The organism is Paraburkholderia phenoliruptrix (genome assembly GCF_902859825.1).
Taxonomy (GTDB): domain Bacteria; phylum Pseudomonadota; class Gammaproteobacteria; order Burkholderiales; family Burkholderiaceae; genus Paraburkholderia; species Paraburkholderia phenoliruptrix.
On sequence record NZ_CADIKB010000048.1, the window covers coordinates 1 to 22,113 of the forward strand.

General features: G+C 58.5%; 21 protein-coding genes. 13 read left to right on the plus strand and 8 right to left on the minus strand.

Features of this window, described 5'->3' with window-relative positions:
- Nucleotides 1–734 (plus strand): DUF3443 family protein (locus HV711_RS29000; protein WP_175145470.1); only part of this gene is annotated, 734 nt, incomplete at its 5' end.
- 203 nt (nt 735–937) lie between these two features.
- Here HV711_RS29000 and HV711_RS29005 read toward each other — a convergent pair.
- On the minus strand, nt 938–2,548 hold the full coding sequence (locus HV711_RS29005; protein ID WP_035479913.1) for a replication initiation protein: 1,611 nt from the start codon (nt 2,546–2,548) through the stop codon (nt 938–940).
- A 602-nt stretch (nt 2,549–3,150) separates the two neighbouring features.
- Between HV711_RS29005 and HV711_RS29010 the strand changes: the two genes are divergently transcribed.
- Complete coding sequence (locus HV711_RS29010) at nt 3,151–3,678, plus strand: hypothetical protein (protein ID WP_035479915.1); 528 nt, start codon at nt 3,151–3,153, stop codon at nt 3,676–3,678.
- Nucleotides 3,679–4,186: 508 nt separating this feature from the next.
- The gene (locus HV711_RS29015; RefSeq protein WP_035479917.1) at nt 4,187–4,471 is read left to right on the plus strand and encodes a hypothetical protein; all 285 of its coding nucleotides are present in this window, start codon (nt 4,187–4,189) and stop codon (nt 4,469–4,471) included.
- Nucleotides 4,472–4,818: 347 nt separating this feature from the next.
- Here HV711_RS29015 and HV711_RS29020 read toward each other — a convergent pair whose 3' ends face one another.
- The 3 genes from HV711_RS29020 to HV711_RS29030 form a co-directional block, all read right to left on the minus strand.
- Complete coding sequence (locus HV711_RS29020; protein WP_035479919.1) at nt 4,819–5,853, minus strand: ParB/RepB/Spo0J family partition protein; 1,035 nt, start codon at nt 5,851–5,853, stop codon at nt 4,819–4,821.
- A gap of 13 nt (nt 5,854–5,866) precedes the next feature.
- Complete coding sequence (locus tag HV711_RS29025; protein ID WP_035479921.1) at nt 5,867–6,532, minus strand: AAA family ATPase; 666 nt, start codon at nt 6,530–6,532, stop codon at nt 5,867–5,869.
- 1,188 nt (nt 6,533–7,720) lie between these two features.
- Nucleotides 7,721–9,058: a replication initiation protein gene (locus tag HV711_RS29030; protein ID WP_082201438.1), complete on the minus strand. Its 1,338-nt coding sequence runs from the start codon at nt 9,056–9,058 to the stop codon at nt 7,721–7,723.
- A 1,059-nt stretch (nt 9,059–10,117) separates the two neighbouring features.
- Between HV711_RS29030 and HV711_RS29035 the strand changes: the two genes are divergently transcribed.
- On the plus strand, nt 10,118–10,321 hold the full coding sequence (locus HV711_RS29035; RefSeq protein ID WP_035479922.1) for a hypothetical protein: 204 nt from the start codon (nt 10,118–10,120) through the stop codon (nt 10,319–10,321).
- A 318-nt stretch (nt 10,322–10,639) separates the two neighbouring features.
- Entirely contained in the window at nt 10,640–10,993 is a 354-nt protein-coding gene (locus HV711_RS29040; RefSeq protein ID WP_244142755.1) for a YcbK family protein, read from the plus strand.
- A gap of 11 nt (nt 10,994–11,004) precedes the next feature.
- Here HV711_RS29040 and HV711_RS29045 read toward each other — a convergent pair whose 3' ends face one another.
- Nucleotides 11,005–11,907, minus strand: a complete 903-nt coding sequence (locus tag HV711_RS29045) for a PD-(D/E)XK nuclease-like domain-containing protein (RefSeq protein ID WP_035479925.1) — start codon at nt 11,905–11,907, stop codon at nt 11,005–11,007.
- 124 nt (nt 11,908–12,031) lie between these two features.
- Here HV711_RS29045 and HV711_RS29050 point away from each other — a divergent pair, with 124 nt between their 5' ends.
- The 6 genes from HV711_RS29050 (at nt 12,032) to HV711_RS29075 (ending at nt 17,453) form a co-directional block, all read left to right on the plus strand.
- A complete protein-coding gene (locus HV711_RS29050; RefSeq protein ID WP_035479927.1) occupies nt 12,032–12,433 on the plus strand; it encodes a hypothetical protein in 402 nt (133 codons plus the stop codon).
- A gap of 1 nt (nt 12,434) precedes the next feature.
- Nucleotides 12,435–13,184, plus strand: coding sequence for a hypothetical protein (locus HV711_RS29055; RefSeq protein ID WP_035479929.1), 750 nt, complete (start codon nt 12,435–12,437; stop codon nt 13,182–13,184).
- Between the two features lie 66 nt (nt 13,185–13,250).
- Nucleotides 13,251–14,516: a recombination directionality factor gene (locus HV711_RS29060; protein ID WP_051224061.1), complete on the plus strand. Its 1,266-nt coding sequence runs from the start codon at nt 13,251–13,253 to the stop codon at nt 14,514–14,516.
- Between the two features lie 303 nt (nt 14,517–14,819).
- On the plus strand, nt 14,820–15,434 hold the full coding sequence (locus tag HV711_RS29065; RefSeq protein WP_175145472.1) for a hypothetical protein: 615 nt from the start codon (nt 14,820–14,822) through the stop codon (nt 15,432–15,434).
- Nucleotides 15,431–16,126, plus strand: a complete 696-nt coding sequence (locus HV711_RS29070) for a bactofilin family protein (RefSeq protein WP_051224065.1) — start codon at nt 15,431–15,433, stop codon at nt 16,124–16,126. Before HV711_RS29065 ends, HV711_RS29070 begins: the two co-directional genes overlap by 4 nt.
- Nucleotides 16,127–16,205: 79 nt before the next feature.
- Nucleotides 16,206–17,453, plus strand: a complete 1,248-nt coding sequence (locus tag HV711_RS29075) for a carbon-nitrogen hydrolase family protein (RefSeq protein WP_082201439.1) — start codon at nt 16,206–16,208, stop codon at nt 17,451–17,453.
- Nucleotides 17,454–17,514: 61 nt separating this feature from the next.
- Here HV711_RS29075 and HV711_RS29080 read toward each other — a convergent pair whose 3' ends face one another.
- Genes HV711_RS29080 through HV711_RS29090 form a run of 3 tightly spaced genes read right to left on the minus strand, consistent with a single transcriptional unit; the run spans nt 17,515 to nt 20,551 of the window.
- On the minus strand, nt 17,515–17,913 hold the full coding sequence (locus tag HV711_RS29080; protein ID WP_035479934.1) for a hypothetical protein: 399 nt from the start codon (nt 17,911–17,913) through the stop codon (nt 17,515–17,517).
- Nucleotides 17,914–17,956: 43 nt separating this feature from the next.
- Entirely contained in the window at nt 17,957–19,798 is a 1,842-nt protein-coding gene (locus HV711_RS29085) for an ATP-dependent helicase (protein ID WP_035479937.1), read from the minus strand.
- A gap of 3 nt (nt 19,799–19,801) precedes the next feature.
- Nucleotides 19,802–20,551: a hypothetical protein gene (locus tag HV711_RS29090; protein ID WP_051224071.1), complete on the minus strand. Its 750-nt coding sequence runs from the start codon at nt 20,549–20,551 to the stop codon at nt 19,802–19,804.
- Nucleotides 20,552–21,223: 672 nt separating this feature from the next.
- Between HV711_RS29090 and HV711_RS29095 the strand changes: the two genes are divergently transcribed.
- On the plus strand, nt 21,224–21,487 hold the full coding sequence (locus tag HV711_RS29095) for a hypothetical protein (RefSeq protein ID WP_035479940.1): 264 nt from the start codon (nt 21,224–21,226) through the stop codon (nt 21,485–21,487).
- Nucleotides 21,484–22,107: a hypothetical protein gene (locus HV711_RS29100; RefSeq protein WP_035479943.1), complete on the plus strand. Its 624-nt coding sequence runs from the start codon at nt 21,484–21,486 to the stop codon at nt 22,105–22,107. The genes HV711_RS29095 and HV711_RS29100 overlap by 4 nt, the downstream gene beginning before the upstream one ends.
- Nucleotides 22,108–22,113 lie beyond the last annotated feature (6 nt).

Consider the following 22,113-nt stretch of genomic DNA (forward strand, 5'->3'; position numbering starts at 1 on the left):
GGTTCTCCTTGGTTCCCTGTTCGGGAGGTTGGTCCTGGAAACCCGATTCTCTCGGATTCCACTGGCGAACCGCCGCCTTCAACCTTCAACTACGCCTGGGACATTGCCCAACGACGTCGCCGGGATGGTACTTCGCCTGTCCGGCCAACGCTACGACATGCCCTTCCACAACCGTTGCCCTGACAGACCAGGTGACGAATCCCGTGAGCATGTTTGCGCGCGACAACAATGGAGTCGTGCTGACGCTGCCTAGTGTTCCGTCGACAGGCGTGTCAAGTGTCACCGGGACGCTGACTTTCGGCATCGACACACAAGCCGATAACGCACTGGGATCCGCGAAGGTGTACACGCTGAACAGCAACTATGATCTGAGCACCGCGTTCAACGGCAATACATTCTCCGAATCATTCCTCGACAGCGGTTCGAACGGGCTCTTCTTCGACGACTCGATCACCACCTGTTCCGGGAGTTGGTTCTATTGTCCTTCCTCGACCATGAGTTTCTCGGCGGTGATGCAAGGCCTGAACGGCAACAACGTCTCGCTGAATTTTGACGTGGGTAATGCAGAGACAATGGTCGGCAATGGGGCGTACGCGATGAACGATTTCGCAGCTCAAGGCGGCTCGGCGAACATCTTCGATTGGGGCCTCCCCTTCTTCTACGGCCGGTCGATCTTTACCGCGATCGCAGGGACGGCTAATTCGGGCGGCACAGGACCGTTCTTCGCATTCTAGGCGCCCTTGCCCGCTTTTCTGAAAACCGGCCTGCTCGGCCGGTTTTTTTTCGTCTCATTGCTGCAAAATCGCCGGCTTCCTCTTATAAGCCGGTGTCCGGACGAATCTCCGATTCGTCCGCACGGGTGGGTGATGGCCGCGAAGGCGTATATAACCCACAAAGGTGAGGCTTTTCGGGATGCCTGCGCGCTGAGCGGCGCTGCCTACGCTTCGGCGTCTCCAGTCGATTGGGTAGTGAACTGCCATACGAGCCAGGTCTGGAAATCCCTGTCATGCAGTTCCGGAAGCCAGTGCTGAAAGAGGTCCTGCCGGGCGTTGATTAGCCACTGCTGGAAAAGGATGAGCCAAGCGGCACGGGTCTCTCCTTCCTTGTACAGCGCTCGATCGGCAGGACTGGCTTTCAGGTGCGCCTGAATAAGTCGGTTGCGCTCATCTTCAGGCAGCGACTGCAACCCTTTCGCGACCAACGAACGCTGATGCGACTTGAACCTGGCTTCCAATGCCTCTTGCCGGCGCTGCAACTCGGTCTGCTTTTGGAGGCGACGCGCCTCTTCCAGGGCCTTCTGATCTGCTTCCTCCGTCTGGTTCTGCTCATTCGACACATTGCGGAGGATTGCGCGGAAGAACGCCTCGCGGGACTGGATCTCCTCGCCTCGTGCTTTCAGCCGCGCCTCCGAGACCGCCATGCGGGACATTGCTTCTTTGACTTGGGGATGGGTATAGAGCTGGGCCAAGGTCGACATGTCCTTTTCCGTGAAGCCCATTTCCTTCAGCTTCTGGATGGTGTCATCTGGCCAACCAAGGGGCAGTTCGAAAGCTTGCTGGCGCTTTTCCGTGAACCTGAACCGCAGTTTGGTAACCTTGCGTCCGGACTTGAACTCTTCGACCGCGATCGTGTGAGTCAGCGCCGGGTGGGCGTTTAGCATCGCGATCGCCGGATTCAGATAAGTTCGCTTGAACTCGCCGTACTCGCGGGCCTGCTTTTCTTTCTTCTCTCCGATGATGACGAACCGCGAAGGCCCAAGAATCAGGTCAATCCACGTCGCGAGATCCAGAATCGGGGTGACCTTGGCGTTGGTTCCTATATACCGCCACGCGTTTTGGTATAAGCCGAACGCGGCCTCACCCGAGCCTGCATCACGCCCGAAGCTTGCCATTACCGACCAGTTGAGGTTCGCCCACATCGTCGGCTCGAGGAACCACAGAAGCACCTCGGGTTCGAACGCAAACCGGGTGATCCCAGCCTGATTGCCGACGCCCTTGTCGCGACGGATAATGAATGCAGCGATAGACTCGAACTCTACCTTGCCATCCTCGCCTAGCACATTCCAGATGAACTGGAAGTTGAGCAGTTCCGCGAGAGTGTCGTATATCCGATCCTTGTTCGTGGTAGATAGCCCTGCGAGCTCGGCTAGTCGGTGAGTACGGATTTCGAACAGGGGTGCCGCGCGATCTTCGCGGATCTTTCGGATCAGCGTTTGCGCTGCTTCCCGGCCGCGTGCGCGCAAGTCGAGTTGCACGGCAAGCGCGAGCGCGTCCATCAGTTTGCGGGCAGACAGCTTCAGGTTTTTGTCGCGCTGGACCGGAATAGCGTGAATCGCTGCGACGGGCTTCCGATACGTGCCGGGACGCTCGGGCAGGAACAGTTCGTCAGCCGAAAACAGCGGCGTCTGTGGCGTGCCCGGCTCCCCGTCACGCGCCAGTACCTCATAGCTGTCGCTATCCGGAGCGTTGTCCGGCTCCAGCCATTTAAGTTCGAGTTCGGGGTTCGGTTGTTCTGGTGCGGGGGATTGTCGGAGCGGCTTCTTTGGCATCGGTGCTGTGGTGTGGTCGCATGGCGAAACGCGTGACCATGATAGCGTCTTATGATGGTGAAGACCAGCGTTGGCCAACCATCGAGTGAGTTATCCACCGATTGCCTATGCCAAAATACCATCGAATAGGCTACTGAACATCATGGCTATGCCTAACTGCCATCGATGCCACGGCGGACCTACCATCATGGCCCGGCATAAGCACCATCCAGCCTATGCCAAAACACCATCATTCGGGCGGCAAAGCCTTGCCAGGCGGGGTTTCGGAACGTTGGAAGTGGGGAAGCTTTGAGAATCTATGTCTGGAACACATACGGTGGGTCCAGTATAAACATCCAACCCAAAACCCGCTCCGGTCTGGCCCTTATGGGACGTGGACATTCGCTCCAACCGCTGTCTCTGCCCCCGGTTCACGTCATTGATGGTATAGCCGCATAGCCTAAACACCTATGCTGCGTACCGCGGCTGCGTGGCTAAAAATGGTATTTCAGCATAGGGAATGCTATACCGGCCGGGTCCAGGCCCATCTGCATAGCCTGTTCCGGCGCATTGACTAGCCGCACATAACCTATGCTGATACACTCCAGACTGGAATCTGGACTATGTCATCTGACCTCAACGACGCGAATGCGCGCTTTCTGCTTGGCGAAGCCGTCCGGCTGCTCACGCAGTCGGGCGTGACCGGCGTTGCGCTGGCCGAATTCGTTCTTGGCTTTACGCCAATCGTGAATGAGAGGCTGGCGTCCATAGCGGCGGCAACATCGACCACCGCGGCCGGCGAGCGAGTAACGCGGGCCGACGTGAAGGACGCAGTGAAAGAGGCGCTGCAGGAAGTGGTATCTGCAACTGGTGAAGGTCAGGAAGGGCGAGCGAAAAAGCGGCAACGACGCAAGTCGGTTCCGGTGCGGCTCGCCGACGGCAGGCGAACGTCCCTATGGCTCGATACCGATCTCGTCGACAGACTCAAGGAGAAGACCAGCTCGCCGGCGGAGGCACGTCAAGTTCTGGGCGAACTCGCTGGTGCAGTGCCTGATTCCACAGAAAAGAGCAAGTCATCCTGGGTCGAGGAACAACTGGCCAAGCGACTGATGCTGCTCGAGGCGATGCCCACTACCGCCCACGCAAACTGATCGGACGCTTTGAGGCGCGACAATCGTAGTTCCTGTCAGGAAGCTATTCCTTGACTTTCTCGCTCCGCTCGAAAACAATAGGCCCATTGATGTACCGAGCAGCTGGAACTCGCACCTTTTCGAGCCCTTCCTAGAAAGCAGACCCTCCCGCGGAGATCTTGGGAAACGCATCAAGGCATTTCCCAAGATTTTCCAGGCCCTCCTGGGTTTGCACGCTTCCTCCGTTGCAAGCTGAATTCGGTGCACTTTGCGTGTACCCGGTTTTTCCGCGAGACCCACTGGATCTCGCTCGTCCCTTGGCGGACGGCTTGCTACTTCGGTAGCCTAGAAAATCCTTCGGGATTTCCTGTCTGACGTCGTCGTTTCTGGCGACTCGTCATCTGTAGTACCACTGCCGATGGCTGTATCTCGATTTGATCGAGATGTGGCTCAGGCGTGTTCTCAACCCGCGCGGGGACTCGATTCCCTCGTGGGGACGACGTCTTCGCAAGCTCCTTCGGAGATTGTCATGTCGAACGTCGTCCTGTCTGAACGTGCCCTGCGTCGTCAAGCTATTTCGGAGGCTCACAGCCACCTCCTCGAGGTCGCCGAGAAGTATCCGGAAAAGCTGCTCGAGAACTTCGGAAAGTATCCGTCCCTTGTGGGCGACCTTGCTTGCCTCGAGGAGGTTGTCGAAATTCTCGTGGAAAAGGGCTTTGGGAAGCAGTTGGAACTGCTGTGTGACGCGCCCGGGATCGGGCGCTATGCGAGCAGCGTTATCGCTCGGTTGGTTCTGATGCCGGCTCAGCCGTAATCAGTTCCCCTTCTGCAAGCCGTGCAAGAAACTCCGCGTCTGCGGAGTTTCCTTGTGCGGCGAGCAGATGGTAATGGTCGGCAGTTCGCTGGATGGCGGCGTTGTACTCTCGGACCGTGGCTGGCGCTTCGTGCCTACCGGTTAGCACCTTGAAGAACCGCGACTCGCTCGCATTCAATCGCAGTTTGTCTTTCAGACGTAGCATTCCTTCCCTCCCCTCCTTCCCTTCTGTCCCGTATCAAACCGGACATGCCGGTTCTGTACCAAGTTCGCTGGAACGCGTTGCTGGCGCAGCACAGAGGGTGTTAACGGCAGGGAACTCCCCGCCACAGGTCCCAAACGACCGGCTAACCGGCTTCCCCGTTCTGCGCCTCCTCCGCCGTCATAAACTCCCTCACGACCGCTTCTAGGCGGTCTCCAAGAACTTGCTGCTGCTGTTCCGTCAGGCCACTGAGCTTGAGTTCCGTGCGGCCGTCGCGAAATCGCTTCAACTGGCCAACTTCCCGCCCGTCCGCCGCCATGAATTGGGCCCGCGCACTGTAGTGTGACTTGGTCCGACCCGGTGATTCGCCGTCCCCTGCCCGCTCATTCAGCTCCTGGAGGCGCTTGACGCTCAGTTCGCCGCTGATGACTCGTTCGAGTACATCTTCGGCAAATGCCATGCCCTTTTTGTCATAGAGCAGCTTGATGTTGTATGCGTGCCCGAGCCCGATCTGGCTCTGCTCGGCCATTCTTCGCAAGAGGGTCTCCGGAAGCGCGGTCAACTGGAGCGTCTTGGAGATTTGCGCTTTGCTTAGGTCGAGGCTTGCCGCCAATGCATCCTGGTCCTCGAAAACACCCTCCTGCATCAATCGGTTCCACGCAAGGGCGTCGTCCATGACCGTCTGGGCGGTTCGATCCTTGTTGATCCGATTCGCGATCAGGTACAGGTCCCGATCGGAAAGCTCCGGCATTACCTCGGCGGCGATATATTCTTCGCCGAGACTCTTCTTCGCTCGATATCGATACTCGCCATCGACGATGACGTACTTATTGGGAAACCGGGTGTTGCGGGTGACCTTGATCGTCTCGTATTGTCCGTCCCGCTTGAGCTTGACGGCGAGGCCGTCGATTGCCTCAGGACTGTAGAAGGTCCTGGGGTTGAACGGATTCGAAACCAGCTCGCTCAATGGGAGCTGCAAGCGGTGGTTCACAGAAACCGTGTTGCTGCGACCGCCGTACTGGGGCGCTTCCGTGCCCGATGGCAGCTGAATTTCTCCGTTCGACTCTGTGGGTACGCGTTGGGCGTCTAGGCGCGCATCGACTTCGCCCTTCTCACTAGCCAAACCTTTCTTCAGAGCGCTACTTAGGCGCCCCCGATTCGCATTCACTTTGTCGGACATTTTAAATTCCCCTTTATCCCATAATTTCCAACATTTCCATCGCAACGCTCATAATCTCTTCGCGTGCCTGCTTGGTAGAGCGCTGTCCCTTTACGGTGAACACGGTTGTGCCGGTGCCGATGGCCGTCTTATAGACTTCGCGAAGCGCTATCGTGCTCTTCAGAATTGGGTATGGGTTCTCCTCGGCCATAGCACCGCTGATCTCCGCGTACGCGACAGTCTTTGTATTGACTCGGTTAAAAACGACGCCACAACGACTGGGATCGGCGCCGACAACTCGTCGAACCAGTCGCAGCATGCCTTGGGTGCTCCAGGCGTCTACCACCGAGGCGTCCATTGGAACCAATACGAAGTCTGAAACCGCAACCACATTTTCCGTATTCAGATTGTCGACGCTGGGCGGACAGTCCACGAGAATGAGGTCGTACGACTGTGCCATTCGCCGTATCTCGCGCCCCAGCCCTTTCCCCGCCGCAGCCAAGTTCGCGACTGTGAACGGGTATGGGTCCTCCCCTGCCCCGGACGCGCGCACGGACGTATTCTGAGAGTCCGCATCAACCACGAGGATCTTCAGAGCCGGATCATCGTGGGCATACGCTCCGGCGAGGTTCAGGGTGATCGTGGTCTTGCCACTACCGCCCTTCTGGTTAGCGACCGCAAAGATCTTTCCGGCTTCCATACTTTGACCCTCCAATAAATTCCTGAGAACAATAGCGTGAGGGACGAGTGGAAGCAAGATTGATCCAGCACTTTTTGCCAAAGTGTCGTGCAGTTTCAACGTTGAAACCAAGAAAGGCCCGAAACCCGATCGGGAGGAAGCCGGTCGGTTACGTCGTTGGGCGGACCGAGGGAGTTCCTCTCAGCCGAAGGCGATGAGCGCTCCCATCGCCTGAACGCGGCTCCGTGCGGTTTCAACGTTGAAACTGACCCTACGGGAACGTCGCTCATGCCCGGCAGTGCCCGGTAGATCACAGCGGAAATTGTGACTGAAGAACTTAGATCAAGTTAGCGCGGTCTCGCGGCTTGGGTATTGAGCGGAGGCGATAAGCGGATATTCGTTTAGAGCATTGGGCAAACCGCCGCCTATCGCCGGATTCTGCTCGCGACGGTGATGGGCGAAGCCTACGTCGATTTGCTGCAAAGGTGTCGGGAACCGTTCCACGTGCGCCGTTTGAGAATCTCGGGTGGTGCCGGTTTCAACGTTGAAACTGAGGCCTAAGACCGGTCGGGCGAGGTGTTTGTCCCCGGATCGGCGCTGCTGCAAGCCAGTTTAGGCCAGCTTCGTGCGGCCGATCGGCGCGTTATATTTGAAGGTCCGGTGATGCCCAGCGGCCGGTTTCAACGTTGAAACTACTCTGGCTCTTCGCGTGCCTCTCGCATTGGTCACGGAACGATCAGTCGGCGCGCAGCGTCCACGGCGGGCCTCATTGCCGGCACGCCACAATATTTCCGCGCAATCTCGGACACCTACTTGTTGATCGCCGAACCGAGTAGATCGCCTTTCTTGCCGGTAGCGAATTCGAATAGGGCAGATTGCGCTTAATGACGACTTATCTCCTAGTGCCGTGAGCTGTGGTTTGCGTTAAATTTCGGAGTGGCCAATCATCGTCCGTTAATGGCCAATAAGTGGCCTTGCGCGCAATTGAAAACGGCAATCCGGAAGTGTATCCGGGCGTCGCGACGACCGAGTGTCCGGAATACGGCCGATGGTGGCCAATAACTGGCCAGAGCTTCCCGATAGGTCCGAGAGCGCCGACGGCAGGGGAGGGCTGAGCCGAAATTGCCATTCGGCAAGCGGGAGATTATGAAGCGCGGGGATGCGGTGAGGCGGCCGGTAGCGACTGCACGTCCGCGAAACGTCGGTCGTTTAGGCGACCGCCTTCGGAAAGTGGAACGCGTAAATATCTGCGTCCGATGGCTCACCCCACAGACGTATATTCAGATAGCGAATAAATGCTGTCTTTGCGAGTTTCGAGTTCTTTGCGGGGTTATAGCGCAGCTGCTCATGGGTTGCGCTGGTGTTGTAGTCATGGAGTACGTTCGCTTGCTCGTCGAGCGCCATCGCCAGAAACGATGCCTCGGCCAGCGGGTCTCGGCTGCGTATGAAGCTTTCTCGAAGGGATGCGTCGGTCAAGAGGGGGGCAGACGGTCCAGTGGTGGCGACGCCCGGAGTGAGCGATACCTGTCTCGCATATCCTTTCTCCAAGCTGCAGATGAAGAAGGAAGCACGATTGTTTAGGGGCTCCTTGTTCGTTGCGGCATCGCGAAGTGCGGTGTGGTTCAAGGCCGCCCGAATGTCTTCGGGGGCGTGTTCATTGATGATTTGGGCTGCCCGGTGGGGCGTGACTCCGATTCGGAGCACATCCTCAAGGAGCGCCGTCACAGACGGGACACTATTCGGCTGCTCTGGTTCTTTCTCTGGAGCCGGTCGGGCTCCGTTCTTTCGACGCACCTCGAACTGAATTTGCTCGACAACGCGACCGTTCTTGTATTCCCTCAGCGTCACGTCGATGTCTGAGAGATCGTTGACCTCGGCGATCGCGCGCTTGAGGATTTTTGATTTGAAGAACTTGTATTGCTGGTATATCGAGCCTTCCTCAACGATGCCGACGACGGCGTGGCGGAAATCCTCCCACGCCCACCGACTCGTGAGGCCAGTCCGCTCGTAACGCTTGCACCACTCGTAGAGCGGCGCGGTGCCCATCGAACGGAACCGCTGAGAGATGGCAAGGTCGATGCGCTGCCAGATCTCTGGATTCAGGAGGACCTCTCGCAACTTCGGGCTGAAGGAGAACTCGTACGCACGCTGATCCACTAGGTGGGTCACGTCGGCTAGAAGGGTGGACGCTGACAGCCTTCGATCGAGGGGGTTCACTGTCGCGTCCCAGATCACATGGGCTTTCATCAAGCTGATGAGTTCGCCCATGATGTACCGGCGGTTGCTTGAGTCGTTGTAGCCGATGATTGGCTCGAGCTGCGACAACTGAACGACCCAGCTCTGGAGCTCCGGACTGCGCTGCGCGAAGTATACGCAAGCATTGAACAGACGGCGCTGCAGAACAGACAACGGCTTCTCCGGAAAGACGAAGATTGCTTCCTTCGCCTTTCGCATCGTCACCGAGGTGCTGCGCTTCTCGACAGGAACACTTGCCCTGGTGTTTGCGATTGCCAGTTGCCTATTCGAAGTTGTACTGATGTCGCTCATTGCCTGCCGATCCCAATACCGTGTAGCGCTCGCCCGCGAGCGCAAAATTACGTCCGACGACGGAAGTCACGCATTGCGCATATGTGCTTCGTGACGTGTCTGACTACCCGCCGAAGCGCACCTAACTTCCTGACTGGAAGTCAAAATATACGGAGCGCAAGTGAGAGGGAAGAGGGAAAGAAACCCCGATTCGGGGGCCTATTCGTGTTGGGATACTAGATGGCGGCTTTAGCCCGGACGGCGGTGACTGTGGGAGCGGGCTGCCAGTCGCGAGGAAGGAGCACCGTAGAGCTGGTTACCTGTCGTCAGCCCAACGCTTGCCAAACGCCCGTCTGGACTGATTGGTAACCGCTTTCACCGGCCCGGGCGCCGCAACTCAATCAGCACCAATCTGGAACCCCGCGTGGCGATAAAACTGGTTACCTTTGCTGCGAACTCTGTTCAGACCAAGAACTCAACAAGTTTCGATGAAAGCGCGAGAGTTCCGTTGCAAATACCCCACAGACTGACGGCCCGATTATGTCTTTTCGCACGAGACGAGTGGGGCAGACAGTAAATCAGGTCTCCTCCCGCCCACGCAATCCAACGCTCAACATCTGTGCAACGCCACTTCTTAGGTAACCGCTTTTAAGGACACGCCTGTAGACCCAGTCACCGACGCCCCCGAAAGGTGGCAACCTGGCGCTCAACAGGTACCGTGGAAATGGTTTCCTATCCTGTACGGGTAGTAACCAATTCCCCCGCGCGGGCTTGCTGCAGATGGACTTCAGCTCGGTAAACAATTAAAACAAGATCTGTAATCTTTAAAGGTTGTATACAAACGATTCTCCCTGTTGTAGATGTGGCAACCCTTCATCCGGCCCTGTGGATAATTCCTGCCAAGAAGCTCGATCGTTGCCATTGGCGACACGCTTCGCTACCATGACGTTTCACACTGAAGCAAAGATTCTTGTTTCAACTGACCAGCTGGGGATCCAGCCCATCCGGGAGACCGGCATTCCGACCCACGGGGCAACTCACCCCACGGGTTGAGCTGCTCCGCACCACCTAGGAGCAGAGATGAAAACGTTGTTTGAATGGGCCGTTGGCCTGTTCGTGCTGTTTTGCTTTATCGCCGGGTTTCTCGACCTCGGCGAGACGCCGAGGCAGAAGCGTGTGCGAGAACAGGCCGAATGGTACGCCGCGGAAGAAGATCGGCGGAACATCGAAGCTGACGCAGCGTACTACGCTGAGCAGAGCCAGCATGATCATCACCATGCGTGAGAAGGGGGAGGCCTAGGCTTCCCCCTTTTTCTTTTTCAGCATCAAATTCTTCGACCCATACTGTAGTCAGAAAGCGCCCCTGCATGGGCGTCGTTTCGCGCTGGTTAGCGTGTGAAAGACCACGAAAAATTAGGGGATGGAAAATCTCCCTATTCCCTCACCGATCGAAAGCCTGCCCAGGCGGCGATTCATGCAAAACGCCGCACTGCTGGCCGCTGCGTCGTGGGCACCCGAGATATTCGCTCAATCAAGCGGCGACTACTGGTCGAGGCCGCGACCGTGTACTGGGCCGACGGTCGGCTGGTCGTTGACGCTTACGTGCAGTGCTGCACTCTGCTGCGAGACGTCCGAGCTGACGCGGTGGTCCAGATGAACCCAACGCTCCTCGACATTCTTTGCGGTGTCTACGGTTGGTTTGCGCAAGCTGGGATGGAGAGGCCGATCGTTGTGACGTCCGGGTTCCGGACCAGCACGACGAACAGCATAACCGAAGGATCGGCCCGGAACTCAATGCACCTCGTTGGGCGGGCTGCGGATATACGGGTTCCTGACGTTCCGACTGACTATCTCGCCAGACTAGGCATGTATTTGCGAGGAGGTGGCGTGGGGTATTACGCCACGAAGCATTTCGTGCACGTTGATAGCGGCCGGCTTCGGACATGGGCAGGCTAGTGCCCCCCGGCTCAGTCGCCAAGAATATGATGGTTCGACTTGTACTCGTGCCAACGATCAATCTCGAGCACATATTCTCCGGCGTAGCCCGGCCACGAGTCGTGCTCGCGTGCATGCTTGAGCCGATTCAAGGCGTCTTCGAACTTTTGCGCTCCGTTGTCGAGCAGCGAGTCGCCGGCGGTGTACGTCATGACGCTATAGGGCGCATCTTTTTCGACTGGCACGAAAATGAATGGACGCTCGTCGCCGGTAAAGTACTGCACGCCCGTCTGGTACATAAACGCGGACATATCGTAGTGATAGTTTTGAACGGCCGAGCTGAACGAGCGGGGAAGCGCGTCGAGAGTCGATTTGAGATCGAAGATGAATTCCGGGTGCAGACAGTCGACCTTGACCCGGCATTTGACGCCGGTGACCCTCTCCACAAAGTAGATTGCCTTCTCCGTCTCACCTTCGTCGAACCATTCACCGAGAGAACGGCCGCGAAACCGATGCGAACGGACTGCATTCCGCATAGCCAGAAGCGCATCGTACTTGTCCTGGCCAATGACGATCTGATTCGGATGGTCGGCGACGAACTTCTTGCACTCGCGATAGCGCCGGTTGAACTCACCGACGAAGGGAAGCACGAGATCCTCGAAGCGCCACGGTTCAAACACGGCCATGTGCGCCAGCCTACCGAATTCAAGCGCTGCCGTATCCTTACCTGCACCCTGAACGGCCGCGAGAAAATGCTGTGGCGTTTTCAGGATCGATTTCAGTTGCGTCGACGAAACGTGCTCGGTATCTCCGTGATACTCGGCGTCGGTGACAGGCAGGGTATAGCTGTCCGCATCGCGGCCGAAGGTGATTTTCTTCTGTCCGCTCCAGATGGTTTGGCCGGCGTGGCGCGGGATCATCGCTTGTGCATTCATTCGACACCTCTCCTGTTTGAATACAGGGTACAGGCGAGCGTCCCGCTTTCAAGGGCCCGCGTGAGTTGGCCGTCCCTGCACGAGAGGACTAGATATAGGGATCTGATCGCGTATCGTCGATGCCATGAAACGCGTGAACTCTCTATCCCGGCCCGGCGCCGCGGATCTACAACAGTTCGTCGACCGGACGTTCAGTTTGTTCGGGAAAAGCTGCTTTGCTCGGCCCACCGACGTCTGCCAGAAAGTGCGATCGATCTACAACAACGTGGGCAACCCTCCGCTACTTCGCGCCCGGGCACTTGTCACGCTCCTGTCTGCGGCGGAGCGACATCCGGATCTATTGACGCTGAAAGACGAGAAGGGCTGCGCGGTCTCATCGCAGAGTTTTGGATTTACCGAATTTTGTAGGGAGTTTCCGAGCTTGGATCAAGCGGAGGTGGCGGTGCTCTTTCGTACAGTAGGGCTAGTTCGCGATGTTCCGAATGCGCTCGAACATACCAACAAATCATTCTTTCTGGGAATCTGACATGACCGAACACATAGTTGGAACACATAGCGGAGCTCTGTTTGGCGTGCCGATCCTTTTGCCCAGGAATCGCCGATGCCTGACGGAATCGATTCGCGGACAATATCTGTTCATGACGGAAGTGACACGGGTCCTTCGCGCAGCGACACCCTACCGGGTTCGCGCATTGGATCGCCTGATTCCTCTTACCGGCGCCACGGTAATTTCGCCGGAAACCATGAAGGAATTCGAACACGAGATGGTGTCTCTCGCCATGCACAACCGCACAGCAAGCATCGAGCGATATGTCCACGCGATCGGTCCCGGGGAGATCTGGCCCGAGGTCGTGATGGCGATCGGCGTTGTAGCACGAGAGGCAAACGTGAGCTCACGATTCAGTCTACCGGCGCCGGACGTTTGGCAGGCGGTCGTGCCGAGGCTGCAGGGTTACCTAGGCTTTCATATGACCGAGCTCGATGGTGCCGTTATTGGGCAGGCGAAGTGGATCGACGCCGCGATCGACGATGCGCGTCGGACGTTGATCAGCACGGGTACACGAACGATCGCTGAAGAGAGCGAAATTGACGGCGTCACGATCACGACCGTCGATCAAGCCTACCGTGTCCATCTGCACAATCGATCTGGTGTTCAGGTGATCGATGTGCCGGCACGAAACGGTGGAGACGTGGATAGGGAGATTGCGAGACTGGACGAAAGCATTCGCTTCCTGACGGGAAAGTCGGCCGTATGGGGCCACGAAACCCGCCACTGATCGTTAGGGCTAGAAACTGGATCGCAATCTGTTGAAATAACCTCCACTGAACTTACGGAGGAAGCAATGGTCACTGGACTCGAATTCGACACCCCCATTCTCGGCACAGTTCGCATGGGCGATGTTCGCCCAGGGGAGGCCGGCGCTCAGGACGAACTCGTGCACTTCGACTACTTTGAAGTGCATACGCGTCGAAAGAATGCGGATGGCACGTGGGCAAAGCATGCTCTGCACGAGAAGCTGCTCAACGGCCAGGAGGGGACCGGACAGGGCGACGGCGAACACGAACCGAAGAAGTTGCGTGAGATCCCGATCCTGTTGCCGTACAACAACCCTGACCTGCTGCTGACGCAACAATTCGAGGCCCGCCGCCTTTCGGACGGCAAGCGCGTTTGCGTGGGCGATGGTCGCCAAGCAATCAGGATAGTCGACTCGAACCGGAGTAGCGAAGCGACGTGCCCGGGCTGCGACCGCTGCCCGTTCGGCAACAGCGCAGATGTGTTCTGCCAGCGCCGAACGTCGTTTATCTTTCGTATCGATGGTCAAGGTGACCAGTTCTCGGTCTTCGTGCTTCACTCGGCCGGTAAGAACACCGGGCAGACGTTGGTCGCCAAGCTTCACGCGATGTATGGCGCATTTGGCGGAAAACTTGTCGGCATCCCGATGTCGTTGAAGATGCGAAATACGGCCTCGACGGACGCGATTCAAGGTCCGGTTTTCTACGCCGATCTGGTCTTGCGTGGAGTGAACCCGATCGAGGCAGTCAAGTTGGCACGGGAACACGAAAAGGAGCAGCTCGACGCTGGCTTTGATCAACAGGGACTGGAGGCGGCCATGCTTGAGCTGAAGAAGCATTCGCAATTTGCTCCGCCTGAGGAGTTCGGGCAGGTTCGAGACTTCTATGCGAAGGACGCTCGACGTTCTTCGCAGGAAGTAGCATCTCAACATTTCGCCGGCGCAGCCGTTAACTCCTGTGACAAGTTGGTAGAAGGGCAGGTTGAGGCCGGCGTACTGGAAGCGGACGGCGCAAGCGCGCGCTGGTCGGCGGTAGAGCCAGCTGCTGGAGCGCGGGAGCGGATGCGTGCAGCGGCAGCGGCAGCCGGTCGGCAAAGCAATACGTCGCCGGCGGCGGCTGACGGTGCGCCCGAGGAGGTAAAAGTGTCTGACGAGCGCCCGAAGACTCTCCAGCTCGTGCAACCGACGGCCAGGCATATCGCGGCCGCACCGGTCGCCCCGCAGGCGGCGGGAGCAGCGATCCCGCGAGTTGTGGCTACCGCCCTATCGGGTATCCCGGAGATGCCGCGTGCGAATGCGGTTCCTGCAGCGTTTTGATGGATCACAAGGAATGCTATGGCTTTTGAAGAACTTGATGCGCGAGTGATCGGGTCGACGATTTCGATCCGGCTCGATGGCCCGTCGCCTGGTGTTTCACAGAGAACTCCTCCCGCGCCGCCGAGTGTGCCACGGCCTGCTGCGGCTCCGGTTCAAACGGATCAGTCGAGGACGGTTGCATCAGACGCCGCGCGAACGCCGGGCGCCGTAAGCCCCCGACCCGCTCCAGACGGAGTCGCCCGATCGACGCCGAGTTCGGCCGAACCTCTCGTTGTGCCGAAACGCAAGGGGAGAGCGCTGTTCGTGATGAAGCCGCTCAATGCCGAAAGGATGCGAACCGCTTGGGCAGTCATAGCGGTCGTGTTCGTGGCGATGGTGATCGGAGATATTTGTTTGCGTGGCGGAGCGAAGTTCTTCGAGAATTTCCTTCCCACTGTGCACGTGCCGTCGAAAACCAGCGCGAACGCGGTAGCGACCACGGCACCGGCCCAGCGTGTGGCACCAGCGAGCGAAGCCACGGCGCCGAATAAGGCGGATGCTCCTACCGCTTCGGCGCCTGCCGCTCAAGCAAATGCTCCGATTGCGCAGCAACCGCAATCGCAGGCTCAGCCGGCAGCCGCCGCTGCGCAGGTCGCACAACCGGCCACCGTTGCTCCGGTGACTGTGAAGGCCGAGCCGGTTAAGACGGTGACGGTCAATCCGGTGCCCGCGACCGTGATGGCGTCGGCGGCCCCCGTCCTGCCAATCCCGCCGGCTGCGCCGTTGCCTGTTCATCGGCGCGGCCGCCCGGTTCCGGAAGCTCCGCGGCGCGTGGAACACGAGGCCAGCCAGCAGCCATCGGAACAGGCCTCCCCCATCCTGGTGGGTGGCCAGTACAGCAACAAAGCGACCGATTCGAAAGGGAGTGACTCCAAATGAGTAATGCAACGAGCAATGATCAACAGGTCGATATCGTGCCCTTCGTCCTAAATATCGATCCCGCGCGAGAACGCGTGACGACGGTCTTTCCTGCTGGAGCGACGATCGAATCCGACGGATCGTTGCGTCTTAAGGAAGGCGGCCGCATCGGCGGGGTGATCAAAGGCAACGTGTACTGTGAGAGCGGCACGCTCGTGATCGATCAAGACGCAATCATCGAAGGCAGCGTCTTCGCGAAAGGGCGGTGTCTCATATTTGGCCAGGTTGGTTTGCCCAATCGCAAGGCTTTGATCCGGTGCGAGATGGCCGATGGTCTGTTGGTGAGCCACATCGCACAGTTGCACGCAGATATTCTGCACAACGGCATTTCGTCGACGAACGTCGGCGGCCAGATTCAACGTATTGCGGACCCAGTTGCGCCGGCTGTTCCGACGACTCAGCAGGACCCTGCGGCGACGTGGCAACCGCCGGGCCATTCGGCGCAGCGCGAGCAGGCGCCGCCTCAGCAGACGCAGGGCGCCCCTTTGGCCTTGCCCAATAGCCCGTCTCCCATCGCCAATTTCGCGGCTGTGCCACTGCGCGTCGTGGTCGGTTCGGAGCCGGAACCGAGCCGCGGGGGCGATCAACATCATCAGGGCTATGGGAACCATGGCGGCATCGCGGCCGGAAATGGCTCGTCATATAACGGCTAGTCGGCCCCCGGGTTAGCAGGCAATGGCCGCGGCGTTGTCCTCGAGACCGCCGCGGTTTTTCTTTCTGGAGCAAGGTGGGATGTCGGATTCCGTTTTTACGTCTGCCGGTCAGTGGCGCAAGAGCCTCGACGAGCTGTGGAAGAACACGGTCGTGGCCTACGGAAGCACGTTTTTTCTCGGCGCGGCGGTATGCTCGATCAGCTGGCGCGGCGGGGCCGCGCCGCTGCTGGCCGCTTTGCTGCCCGTGTTTATGGTCATGTGCCGGTCCCGAGTGCAGGCCTGGCTTCTTGGGCTCGGATATGGCCTGAATATTGGACTTATGGGGTTTGGCGGGGCGGGACAGTTCTTCGGTGGCTCGTGGCTTTGGGGACTCGTCGCTGGCTCCGCCTATGGGTTGGTGTTCAGCGCGACGTTCGCACTTCTGTACCCCAAGAACACGCGTAGCGCAAAGAAGAAGGCTGTCGCAATTCTGGCATGGACGGTCCTGTGGGCATACCCGCCGGTCGGCGCGTTTCTGCCAGGCACGCTAATAGCCACGTGGGGGTTCTGGTTCCCGGGAACCAGGTGGTTCGGTCTGGGTCTGGGGCTTGGGTTGACGATGCTGCTCGGGGCGTGCGCGCACGCCAGGCGCGGACAGCTCGCGGTCGTCGGCGCGATACTGCTGTCGCTTGTGCTGTCGCCGATGCAGGAGAGCCAGCATTCACGGATTGGAGACTGGGTGGCAGTGTCGACCAGGTGGGGGGTGCAAACGCCGGAGACCGTCCCTGACACTCTGGTGAAGATGAATCGGGCGATCAGGGAATCGGCAAGAGCCGGGGCCAAGGTTATTGTGTTCCCCGAGAGCATCATTGGCACCTACGACGAGTCAGAGCAGGGTGCTATCGACGTCATGGTCGGTCAGGCGGCCGAGCAAGAAAAGGTATCGGTAATATTCGGCTCGAACGAACTCACTGACGCCGGGATGGCAAACCAGGCTCGAGAATACGAGTACTGGTCGCAGGGGCTACGCCAGTTCGTATTTGAAGCTCGCCAGACGGTCCCGATTGCTGAGTGGAACCCGATGTCGAAGTATCACTATCCCGCCAATTGGTTCGCACGTGGCGCGACGCCGATCGCCGGAAAGAGCGCGCTCTTCCTCTTTTGCTACGAGGAGTATCTGCCATGGGAAGTGTTGTATTCGATTGGCCGCGAGAAGCCGGATATGATCGTCGCCTTATCCAACCTGTGGTGGACGACGGGAACTAACGAGCCCGTGTTGCAACACCGTTATGTGGAGGGATTTGCGCGGCTCTTCGGCCTGCCACTCTTGATCGCCATGAATCAGTAGGGCGCTGCTACGGCGAGGTCCCGCGATGGTGTGTGGGATTTTGCCGTAGCAGAGAGGCGGGCTAGCGCCCGCTGCGGATGTCGTCCTTGATGTACTGGGCGACGACCTTTGCCGTGATCCGGCGCTTGATTTTCGCCGGCAGCGTCCACCGGTAGAAGAGCGCGTGTCCAAATACGCTCAGCGCGAAGAAACCGACGAAGTAACGGAACAGCAGCGCCTTCAGATCGTCGATGCTTCCCTGATTGAGAATCTCCCGAGCGTGCTGGAGATCCGAGGCAGCGACCCAGAACGCGACCACGGGCACGAGCACGACCGCGTATACGAGTCCTTTCCACGCGAGCACGCACGCGTCATAGAGCCACGCAGTGTCGGCCCACTTGTCCTCAGAATAGACTTCCGCCTTTTCCTGTTGGTAGAGGCGCTTGTAGTCGTCAACGGTTGGTAGCGCGATACGGTTCATCGGGGAGCTTTCTCTCGATTGAACGTCTATGCGGGAAACGGCGTTATTCCGGGTAGACGGTTGCAGGGTTGGAGATCAGGCCGGCCTCTGCGATATACGGGGTGTCGTTGGTCGGCGTGTGAAGGATAAATAGGCGATTCTTTGCTCGAGTCATGGCCACATAGAAGAGCCGCCTCTCGTCGACTTCCGTGCTGCCTTCACCGAGCGACGGGACGATGTCCTTGTCCGCGCCAATGATCGCGGTGTTCCCGAACTCGAGGCCCTTGCAGCTGTGCATGGTGAACAACCCGACCGAGGCGGGATCGTCCTTCCCCTTCGGCTTCTGGACACTCTGGACACGCGAGACGAGTGAGCCGGTGCGGCGCTTCAGGATGTCACCCGCTTTGCTCAAGTGTCTGGCCACGCGATCGCGGTAGTTCCCCGCGCGTAAGCCCATGGTCAGGAACGTCGCCGCGGAGTCGATTGCTTGATTGACAGCCCGCATTGGCGTGGTCGTGCCGGGTATTTTCCGGAACAGAGCGTCCTGGCGCCACGTGACGAGCAACTGCTGGAGAGCCCGCATATGCTCGGCGTCAATCTTGGCAATGTCGCCGTAGTCGTCGAAGTCCCGCTCAAAGAACGGCGCCATCGTCGCACCCGGGATGCGCTTATGGAGCTGATTCAGCGCTTCCTCGCTTGTGCCGACGAATGCCAGGGCATGGTCGATCCCGCTGCGGTTCATTGTTTCGACCGAAATCAGCAACTGCAGGTAAGTGTTGATGTAATCCTTGTCCCAGAACGATCCGCCGTTTCGCCTCGAGCGGATGTTGAACTGGTCCAGAACAGCCTCGACGGAGTCGAGAAGGAAGTTGGTGCGGGCAAGAATGGCCCATTCGCCCGGTTTGACCGCCAAGCGACCACCTGGCTGCTCTGCTTCAGGCAGAACTGCCTCCATGATGTACGGGACCAGGAACTCAGTCTGGAGCGCGACCGTATCGTGCTCCTCCCCGTCCTGACGGTTTGCGGCCGACACGGCATACACATGCGTTGAGCCGCCGGGCCCGCGTTTAGCAACCAGATCCTTTTCGACCCGCTGCCCGGCATTGTGACGGATCAATCGGTCAGCCGGGGCAAGGATCTCGGAGTGGGAGCGGTAGTTTTCTCCCAGCGGAATGATCTCGGCGCCCGTCTGTTCGACGAAGTCGATCATGCCTTTGTACCCGAGTGCGCGCCGCCACGCATAGATCGACTGATCGTCATCTCCGACGATAGTGACCGGAATGTCACGCTTGGCATGCGCCATCATCCATACGAACTGGATTTCGTCGCTATCCTGAAACTCGTCGACGAGAAGGTGCGTGACGGGCAGGGGAGGCAAGTCCCCGTTACTCATCTTCAACGCACAGTCGCGCATGACGTCGTAGAGATCGACGACGCGGTTGCGCTTTAGCATCTCGTTGTAAGCCTGGATGAACGGCGGAATCTCGCTCCCATCGGGCTGGATTGCGCACTTATAGCTCTCGAAGAGCTTGAACGCTTCTTCGTTGTCGACTTCGGTGTTCGTCGCCGAGATGGCCCGGCGCAGAAATGTCTTCTGCTCGGGCGGGGTGGCAATCTTGCCCAGCATCTTGTGTCGACGGAGGTGGTCGATCGACAGTTTGTGGAATGTGCCCAGGTCGACGCGCTTAAGCACGTCTTGGCCGAACTCCTTCACCAAGCGCTCGCGCATTTCGTTCGCGGTATCGCTGGTGAAGGTGACGGCTCCCACCCGGAATTTCCGATCAGCTTGCAGGATCACGCCGATCTTCGTGATGATCGTCTTGGTCTTTCCCGAACCCGGCCCGGCTACGGCAAGCATGTTGCCGAAGCCATAGGCCACTCGGTGCTGGGAAGGATTGAGACTCACGGATTAAGCCGCCTGAGCGTGGGCTTCGTCGGACTGCGCCGCCGATTCGGCCGGTGTGGCGTCCTTTGCTGCTGCAGTTGGTTCTATGGCTGCTGCCGCCGCTTGAGCGGGCGCCGCGCCGGCGGTCGCTGCGCCGGTCCGGGTCTGCTCCGTTGCCTGCCATGCGTTGAACTTCTTGTACGTCTGGAACTTGACGTCGCGGGCGAGGTTCGTGATCGAGCGGATGCGCTTACGGACCTTGAGCTCCTCGCCGTGGCGATCGCGCGCCGATACGAGGCCATTCAGGTAGGCGGACCATAGCAGTAGCATGTACTCGTCGGCGATGCGAAGCAGCTTGATGTAGTTCTTCGCGTGCGGCGACACATAGAAAAGGTCCTGCTTCAGCACGCTGGGGAACTCGGCATTCGGCTGGATTGCGTTCGCCTGGAAGAGTTGCCACAGTTGCTGCTTCAGATTGTTGACGTAGGTGATCGACTCGCCGATCTTCTTGCGGAACAGATCGTCGATCTCGTCGCACGTAGTCGTGTCATAGCGCGGCAACGTGCGCGGCGCATCGATCGCAAAATGGAGGTTCTTGTTGAGGAGCGTGTAGTCACGGCGGACGAACGACTGGACGATGCTCGAACCGAACTCGACCGGTTCCTTTTCCAACGCGCCGCGCATTTGCCGGCCGAAGGTCTCCCGCGCGAACTCCGCAACCTGCATGGTCACGGTAGGGCGCAGGAGGTTGACGCTTTCTGCGATGGTCATCATGTTTCCTCATAGGAAGTGGGTCAGCGTAGGGTAAGTCCCGGACTCTGCTGTAACAACGCTGAAACGTGAGCTAAGAGGGCGGTCTTTCCCCCAGCGCGGAACGGGCTTGTCCGTGCGACAGCAGAGGCGGAACAGGCTGGGCTGTCCAGGAGACTCGGAATTTCTTGGCAGGAATTCACTTGCAATTTCCATTGGGCCAGTAGAGAATCGACCCGTGTCGATAGAGAATCGGCGCCCAGCAGCTGGAGCTGGTACCCATCTCGAGCCCCCTTGTTGCGGACTGACGACGGTCGGTTCCTGGCAGGAAACTGCCAAATCGCTTTGTAAAAGGGTCCTGCGGACCCGGGAGTGCCTCAAGCACTGCCAGAAGTACTTGCCCCTGGGTGGTTCCCGGGGGCTTTCGAATAGGCGTTGTAACGCTTTCTCATTTCCTCCATTGTCTATTCCAAAGCCAGTATTTCTTGCGACGTAGCTGTTAGACGTCGTTGAAATGCCCTCTGTCCGTTGTCGTGTCAGGGGGTGAGTCCGGGGTTTCCACCCGGCATAGCTGGTCTTCCAGCCAATCTGTCTCAGGCATCGCCTGGCGTAGCTCCTTGCTGCGTATTCAACCCCTGCGGGAATCTCATTCCGCAACGGGGATGGGCTTCTCGCGTCTCTGTGATGGAGAAGCCTATGAACTGGACGGAAGTATCTCGTCTGAAGGGCAATTCTCGCGTCGAGTCCCGTGTCGAGGTCGATGACATCACCCGCGATCGGTTTTTCACGGTCTGGGAACTGTCGAACCCCAATGGATGCCTGATTTTCCACCGGGAGAAAAAGGACCACGGGCAGCATCACTACCTTAGCGTCAAGAAGGATAACCGTGGCCTCACGGATATCGTTCAAGCGTTGAGGCAGGGTGCGGAGCTGTTCGCCGATAAGGAGAACCGCTCATGAACGCGATCGACATGGTGCCGGTCCAAGGTACGTTCTTCTTTATTCCCGAACATGAGCAGGTCGTTCGGGAGGCGAAGGCGGATCAGGCGGCACGCGAGAAAACGGCTAGGCAGTCAGCCTACGCCAAAAGCAAGACGAAGGTTCGTTCGATTCCCGAAGGATTCGATGACCTGGATATGCCGCTGCTTCGCGATTCGTTTGCCGAGGTTTTCGAGGTGAGCGAAAGCGAGGTGGAGGTTCCGGTCGTCGGTGTCGTAGGGGAAGATTGTGCGGGAGAGGAGTGGAGCGATGAGGGTGTCAAGTGGCTCCACGCTTTGCTTCTCGAGCGTTCAATCGAACTGCTGTCGATGCGGGGTAACCTGGAAGAAAAGCAAGACATCCTTGATTGGGTGCTGAAGCCGAACTTCATGGGGTACCGGGATCAATTCCTTTCTGAAGTCAAGGAAGGGATTGTCGATGGCGAAAAAGCCAAAATCGTTGAGAAGCGTCGAATGCGGGTCAAGCTGTACCAGAATGAGATCCCATTCACCTTCGTTACCTGCTGCCGAGTCGCCGGCCTGAATCCTGATGAACTCAGGGAGCAGATCCGAGCGAGAAAGCCGCAGATCCTGAGTAGTTAAGCCCTC